Annotated in this window: 7 protein-coding genes and 1 pseudogene; 3 read left to right on the forward strand and 5 right to left on the reverse strand. The window is 52.8% G+C overall.

Annotated features, from left to right (window positions below):
• From AC23NW_RS35740 to AC23NW_RS35750, 3 genes are all read left to right on the forward strand, one after another.
• Positions 1–316: hypothetical protein (locus AC23NW_RS35740; RefSeq protein WP_487455442.1), on the forward strand; the 316-nt coding region annotated here is incomplete at its 5' end.
• 152 nt (positions 317–468) lie between these two features.
• Positions 469–894: a hypothetical protein gene (locus AC23NW_RS35745; protein ID WP_487455444.1), complete on the forward strand. Its 426-nt coding sequence runs from the start codon at positions 469–471 to the stop codon at positions 892–894.
• 51 nt (positions 895–945) lie between these two features.
• Positions 946–3,813 (forward strand): immunoglobulin domain-containing protein, encoded by a 2,868-nt coding sequence (locus AC23NW_RS35750; RefSeq protein WP_487455446.1) that lies wholly within the window; start codon positions 946–948, stop codon positions 3,811–3,813.
• 245 nt (positions 3,814–4,058) lie between these two features.
• On the opposite strand, the gene AC23NW_RS35755 is transcribed toward AC23NW_RS35750, so the two are convergent.
• The 5 genes and pseudogenes from AC23NW_RS35755 to AC23NW_RS35775 form a co-directional block, all read right to left on the reverse strand.
• On the reverse strand, positions 4,059–4,352 hold the full coding sequence (locus tag AC23NW_RS35755) for a putative quinol monooxygenase (protein ID WP_460979938.1): 294 nt from the start codon (positions 4,350–4,352) through the stop codon (positions 4,059–4,061).
• A gap of 126 nt (positions 4,353–4,478) precedes the next feature.
• Entirely contained in the window at positions 4,479–4,724 is a 246-nt protein-coding gene (locus AC23NW_RS35760) for an integrase core domain-containing protein (RefSeq protein WP_487455447.1), read from the reverse strand.
• 293 nt (positions 4,725–5,017) lie between these two features.
• Positions 5,018–5,278 (reverse strand): hypothetical protein, encoded by a 261-nt coding sequence (locus AC23NW_RS35765; RefSeq protein WP_487455451.1) that lies wholly within the window; start codon positions 5,276–5,278, stop codon positions 5,018–5,020.
• A 3-nt stretch (positions 5,279–5,281) separates the two neighbouring features.
• Positions 5,282–5,365: pseudogene (locus tag AC23NW_RS35770) on the reverse strand (hypothetical protein); the annotation flags it as partial.
• A gap of 19 nt (positions 5,366–5,384) precedes the next feature.
• Complete coding sequence (locus AC23NW_RS35775) at positions 5,385–5,711, reverse strand: IS110 family transposase (RefSeq protein WP_487455449.1); 327 nt, start codon at positions 5,709–5,711, stop codon at positions 5,385–5,387.
• Positions 5,712–6,054 lie beyond the last annotated feature (343 nt).

Consider the following 6,054-nt stretch of genomic DNA (forward strand, 5'->3'; position numbering starts at 1 on the left):
ATCAATGAGCATGCCTACTATCCCCTCCGGCAGTTCCGCCCACTGGCGGGTTGACCCTACAGTACGCTGTTTGCAGGCCCTCTCCCGCTGGCCGGCTGCGCCAGCCAGGCATGGGCCGGGAAGCTGGCTGGTGCATGGCCGCGATCTGTTCAGGCTGTACTTAGTCAAGAGTCCGGAGCAGGTAAGTAACCGGCTGAAATGTACCCCGGTTTTTCTGAAAAAACAGCCATTCCGGCGGTGGAATTTACCGGTTTCAGATGGCCGGACAGCAATCAAAAAGACGGGCCGTTCAGCAGGCGGCACAGGCTTGATGTAAGTATACTGAATTTATTCGTCCGATTACAAATGCAACAATACACGAAGTTTTTTCTTGTCCATGACCCCCAGCCAAACATTTTTGAACGAATAGCTAACAGGTTAGTAGCCGGCGAAGGAGAACTTGCAGTCGCAAACAACCCCTTTTCTGCCATGCTTTTCCGTGTTCTGTTGCCCCTGCTGACCGCCTTCTGGCTGACTGCCTGCCACCCCCGGACGGAGGCCGGCTACCAGCCCGCGCAGACGGCGAATCTGGCGCTCACCCGAACGTTTCACCGCCTGCTGAAGCAACACAACTGGTTGGGTGCGGACTCACTTTTTGCCCCCACCGTACACTATCGGGGAAGACTCCTGGGCGAGTCGGAAGTTGAAGTCCCCCGCGCTCAATGCCTGAGCCGGTTCCGGCAGATGCTCCGGACCGCAAGGTCCGACACACTGGTGGTACGGCAGATCTATCCGGCGGGGGCCTACCATGTCATTGTCGAAGGCGTCACGACCGGTCCGGCTGATACGGCCCGTTCGGTTTGCCTGATTTATACCATCGAACACCAGCGCATCACCCGGGTATGTGTTTACTGACGGGTTTATCCTTTTGTCGAATTCAATCAACCAGTTCTACTAATACGCCGCATGAATACATTAATACGAATCCGGGCCATCGGCCTGTTTTGTTGTCTGCTGCTCACGCATTGGGCCTTCAGCCAGACGACCACCCGCTACGTTTCCACGACGGGTATTACCCCGGCGGCCTCCGCCACCAGCTGGGCCACCAGCACCACCGATTTACAGGGCGCCATTAATGCCAGCCAGCCCGGCGATCAGGTATGGGTCGCGGCGGGGATGTATAAACCTGCCGGTGGCAGCAGTTTTTCGATGAAGAACAGCGTGGCTATCTACGGTGGTTTTGCAGGTAATGAACAAAGTCTGTTACGCCGTCCTGTGGTGAATCCGGTTATCGGCCACCCATCCAATACGACGCTGGCAGGAAACGGGAGCCGGGTTATTACCAACCCGGGCGGACTGACGAATACTGCCTTGCTGGATGGTTTTGTCATTACCGGAGGGGGAAATGTGAATTTTGGGGGCGGAATATACAATTCTGGCAGCAGTCCAACCCTGATTAACTGTAGCTTCTTAAGTAATCAGGCTACTGCTACCGGCGGGGCGCTTTACTCCGATAATAGCATTCCAACACTGATCAACTGTAACTTCTTAAGTAATCAGGCTACCTTTGGCGGCGGGGCAATTTACTTTGTTGACAGCCGCCCTGTGCTGGCCAACTGTAACTTCCAAAACAATCTGTCTGAAATTGGCGGGGCCATCAGTAATAACTCAAGGTTTTCGCTGGACCGATCCACAAGCAATGTAGTGCTGACTAACTGTAATTTTCAGAACAATCAGGCTTCCGCAAATGGCGGGGCTATTGGTGTCGGGAGCGTCACTGCCATAGCGACCAACTGTAGCTTCCAGAACAATCAGACTTCCGGAGGTGGCGGGGCAGTGTATGCCAATGATTGTAACTTATTATTTACCAATTGTGTAGTGTTTGGCAACAATGGCTCAAACACGGTTTCTTCGAGGTTTTCTACACTAACTGCCCGTTACTCGCTATTTGAGAATGGTGTTACAGGCTTTATGAGCGACCCTTCTAACCTCACGGGTATAACCACATCGCCATTTGCCGGTACAGCCACCACACAACTGGCAGTTAATTCGGTAGCCAGAGACCGGGGCGATCTCGCCAGCTATACTGCTGTGGGCGGACCTCCGACCGATCTGGCTGGCAATCCCCGTATTGTAGGCACCAATTATAGCATTGACATGGGGGCTTACGAAGACCAGAACGGCAGTCCTGTTTCAGTGCAGATTGTCCGGCAGCCCCCTTCGGCTTCGGTAGTCTGTGCCGGCATTAGCGTTACGGTGAGCGTAAGTGCCTCAGGTTCCTCTCCGTCCTACCAATGGTACAGGAACGGATCTCCCCTGACGACAAATACCTCGGCGACTTCAGCCACGCTGATACTTAGCAATGTAAGTACGAACGATGAAGGAAACTATTCAGTCGTCGTGACGGGAGGTTTGAGTGTCACCAGTACTTCTTTTGCCCTGACTGTTAACGAAAAACCTTCATTATCGGTTACGTCGAATCCATCTGATCTGATTACCTGCGTCAACCCAACCCTGACACTGACGGCCACCTCATCGGCTACCGCCCTGCTGTGGCCGACCGGGGAAACCACCGCCACGATAGCCGTCAGCACCACCGGTGTTTACTCGGTAACGGCCACCGGCAGTAACGGCTGTACCGCCGTCAGTAATAGTCTGACCATTACGCAGGATAAGATCAGTCCGACGGTCAGTGTGTCGGCCCTGAGCACCACGCTGACCTGTGTACAGCCACAGCTGACACTGACGGCCACCTCCTCAGCGACGGCTCTGCTGTGGTCAACGGGCGAAACCACCACCACGATAGCCGTCAGCACCACCGGTGTTTATTCGGTAACGGCCACCGGCAGTAACGGCTGTACGGCCGTCAGCAACAGCCTGACCATCTCACGGGACAATACCAGCCCGACGGTCAGTGTCTCGGCCCTGAGTTCAACCCTGACCTGTACCCAGCCGCAACTGACACTAACGGCCACGGCATCGGCCACCGCCCTGCTGTGGTCAACCGGCGAAACCGCTACCACGATCGCCGTCAGCACCACCGGCGTTTATTCGGTAACGGCCACCGGCAGTAACGGCTGTACGGCCGTCAGCAACAACCTGACCATTGCACAGGACAAGACCAGCCCGACGGTCAGTATTTCAGCAGCCAGTACTACCCTGACCTGTACCCAGCCGCAGCTTACGCTGACGGCCACGGCATCTACAATAGCCCTGCGGTGGTCAACCGGCCAGACCACCACAACAATCAGCGTCAGTCAGACGGGTACCTACTCGGTCACCGCGACGGGGGCTAACGGCTGTGCCGCGGTGAGCAAAAACCTGCCCGTCACAGAGAACTTCAGCCTGCCGCCGTTTACCGTCTCCTCGGCTACGGTCTGCCCCGGCCAATCGGTAAACCTCACTGCCAGCGGTTGCAGCGGACTAGTCTTGTGGCCGAACGGAGCGACCGGTTCCGTGATCATCCTGACGGCGGGCAGCAGCACCAGCCTGCTGACGGCTACCTGCACGGTGGGCAGTTGTTCGACCACGGCCAGCGGTCAGATCGCCATCGGTGGTATCCAGCCCCCGCCGGCGCAGATACTGAGCTTCACCGCCGATGGGGCGGCCTGTCCGGTCCGGCTGACGGGTCGGGGCGTGGCCACTTCGTTTACCATGACGGGTCCAAAGGATTATGTCTTCAGCACGGTTTACCGCGAGGGGGCCACGCATGAAGCCGTCGGGCTGAATGTGAAGCAGGCGGGCACCTACACGCTGACGGCCACCTACACCAACAGCTGCGGCACCAGCGCGCCGGTAACCCGGACGGTAACGGTTAACCAGAATTGCCCGTAAAAGAGTTGACATACAAAAGCCGGTGTTCCTGATTGGGTTCACCGGCTTTTCTGTTTCAGGATATGAGCAGATTGAAAACCGGTGTTTTTTATAATCCTGTTTTCATTATCAGACATTCAGGCGGGTTTTGTCTCAGACCGGGAGCGTATTTTGAGAGTAAAATAAAAGTCGCTTGATTTGTAACGGGGTAGTGACTTTCATCTTTTACTACCCAAAGTATGAAAGTCACTACCCTGTTATATCTGTTATTTAACGGCAAGTAATTCAAGCTGTTCTATCACAGGGGGCATACTCAGTAGAGTATCAGCATTAGCCAGCAACGCTTTCGCAATTTCACCGCTCAGGTGGGCTTGTCGACCCTCTTCGCTGGCAAAGGTGTCGAAAATACCAAACGTATTCTCATTGATCTTGAAGGCATACCAACGAAGGGTACCCTGTTCCTGTTGAGCTAGGGCCAGGGCTTCTTTCAGAAAGTTCTCGACCGTAGCTTCTTGGCCAGGTTTTGCTTGAACACGGGCCAGTAATGAAAGTTTTTCCATGATAGAATTGAGTCTAAAAGTTTGTAATAGGTATGATATTTGACAAACGTACGACTTTGGTTACACTTTTTAAAATTAATTTAAGACACGTGATAGTGAGAATAGATTGTGCTGAGGTGGGTCGGTTTAGCCGGACACTTGTGATTGAGAGTTGTGATTGAAATTAGCTTGATAATACTGCTTTTCAAAGTTGATCGGCGACATGTACCCCAAAGACGAGTGCAACCGGCGAATGTTGTAGTAGCCCTCGATATAGTTAAACAATTCATCGTGAGCATCTTGCAGGGTTTCAAAGCAACCATCTTCGAGCAATTCAGCCTTTAAACGACTCCATAAAGACTCCGCATGAGCATTCTGGTATGGTGTTCCCAATTAGTTGGACAGCTTTTGGGCTAATTCAAGCTTGGGAAATCCGAGTCAATAATTGTACTTTTTTGCTCCCCAATTGGTTCTTTGATATACCATTGAGCAGGAGTCTGGTAGCCTAACGATTGAAGTTTGGGGCATGTTTACCGGCTCGCTTTCGATGGGTTTTCAGTTGCTGCTTTTCCTCCAAAGACACCTCCACGGCTGGGGCATACTTTATTAGAAACGATTCGATGACTTTATCGCACTCCTTAATCTTGCCCTCGTAGAGTCGATAGAAATCCAGGGCAGCTCGTAGCTCAAAGATCAATCGCTTCGGCGCTCCGATCCTCCCGCCACCAGCCTTGCAAGGCATGAGCAATCTCCTGACGAGATTTTTTGACCCGAACGCTGACGAGTGAAACCAGGTGTTCGGGCTCCCGTTGCCCTGCTAAAATGGCCTCAATAACAGCCATGCCCGATTGCCCTGTAATGTCATTAAGCACTACATCTAAGCGGATATTCATCAACCGAAGGGCTTTCTGCATCTTATTGGAGTAGCGGGCTGACTGCTGAACCAAGTGTTGACGATGGTAATAGTAGGTGCGTAGCTGTTGGAAGGTGTCACTCAGCAATAAACTGCCTGATAGCAAGCCTAAGGAGTGCAATTTCTGAATCCAGATGCAGTCAATGACATCGGTTTTGCGGCGGCACGGGCCGCCCCGCCTTTACATTTTTGGTCTGGCTACCGCCCACCAGCAGTACCTCAAAACCCGCTTGTTGCAAAGCGTTAAATAAGGTTTGCCAATAGCTGCCAGTGCTTTCCATGGCAACGGTAGTGATGCCATGCTGGCGCAAGTGGTCAATAAGCAGTAGATGATCGTTGGTGTACACCCCAAATTCGCGCACATTGTCTTTGTTTTGATCAATGGCAACCAGATGACTCCGTGAGCCCACATCAATCCCGGCTGCATGGGGGTGAATAATTCGGAAGCTGTTTTGGCTGTTTCCCATAGTGCATGACTATTTAGTGACTTCTGGGAGCGCACCGTGACTGTAAGAGTTTTCTGTACGGGATTCGCCGAAGCGATCACCAGCGCATTCACCAAATACTTTTCGGGAAGAAAAGCATCGCGCGCTCCAGCCCAGATTTTAAGGAAGGACTCGATTAAGTACCAGTAAAAGCGGGAGGCTTGGTTCAGAAAGTCGGTTAAAGGTAAGCTTTCTGGCCGGAAGGTAAGTTGTATTGGCTATTCAACAGCGTAGGCGCTGTACAACGATTTTAAAATATCGCGTTCTAACTCCGTTTGGCGGAGTTGCCGACGGAGCAATTCGACCTCTTCTTCCAAAGTGGATG

It is taken from the genome of Arsenicibacter sp. R0_47, from assembly GCF_057652235.1.

Bases quoted from the DNA above. Each gene is read 5' to 3' on its own strand.
- AC23NW_RS35745 (WP_487455444.1), top strand. From the start codon at position 469: ATGCTTTTCCGTGTTCTGTTGCCCCTGCTGACCGCCTTCTGGCTGACT.
- AC23NW_RS35750 (WP_487455446.1), top strand. From the start codon at position 946: ATGAATACATTAATACGAATCCGGGCCATCGGCCTGTTTTGTTGTCTG.
- AC23NW_RS35775 (WP_487455449.1), bottom strand. From the start codon at position 5,711: ATGGGAAACAGCCAAAACAGCTTCCGAATTATTCACCCCCATGCAGCC.
- AC23NW_RS35755 (WP_460979938.1), bottom strand. From the start codon at position 4,352: ATGGAAAAACTTTCATTACTGGCCCGTGTTCAAGCAAAACCTGGCCAA.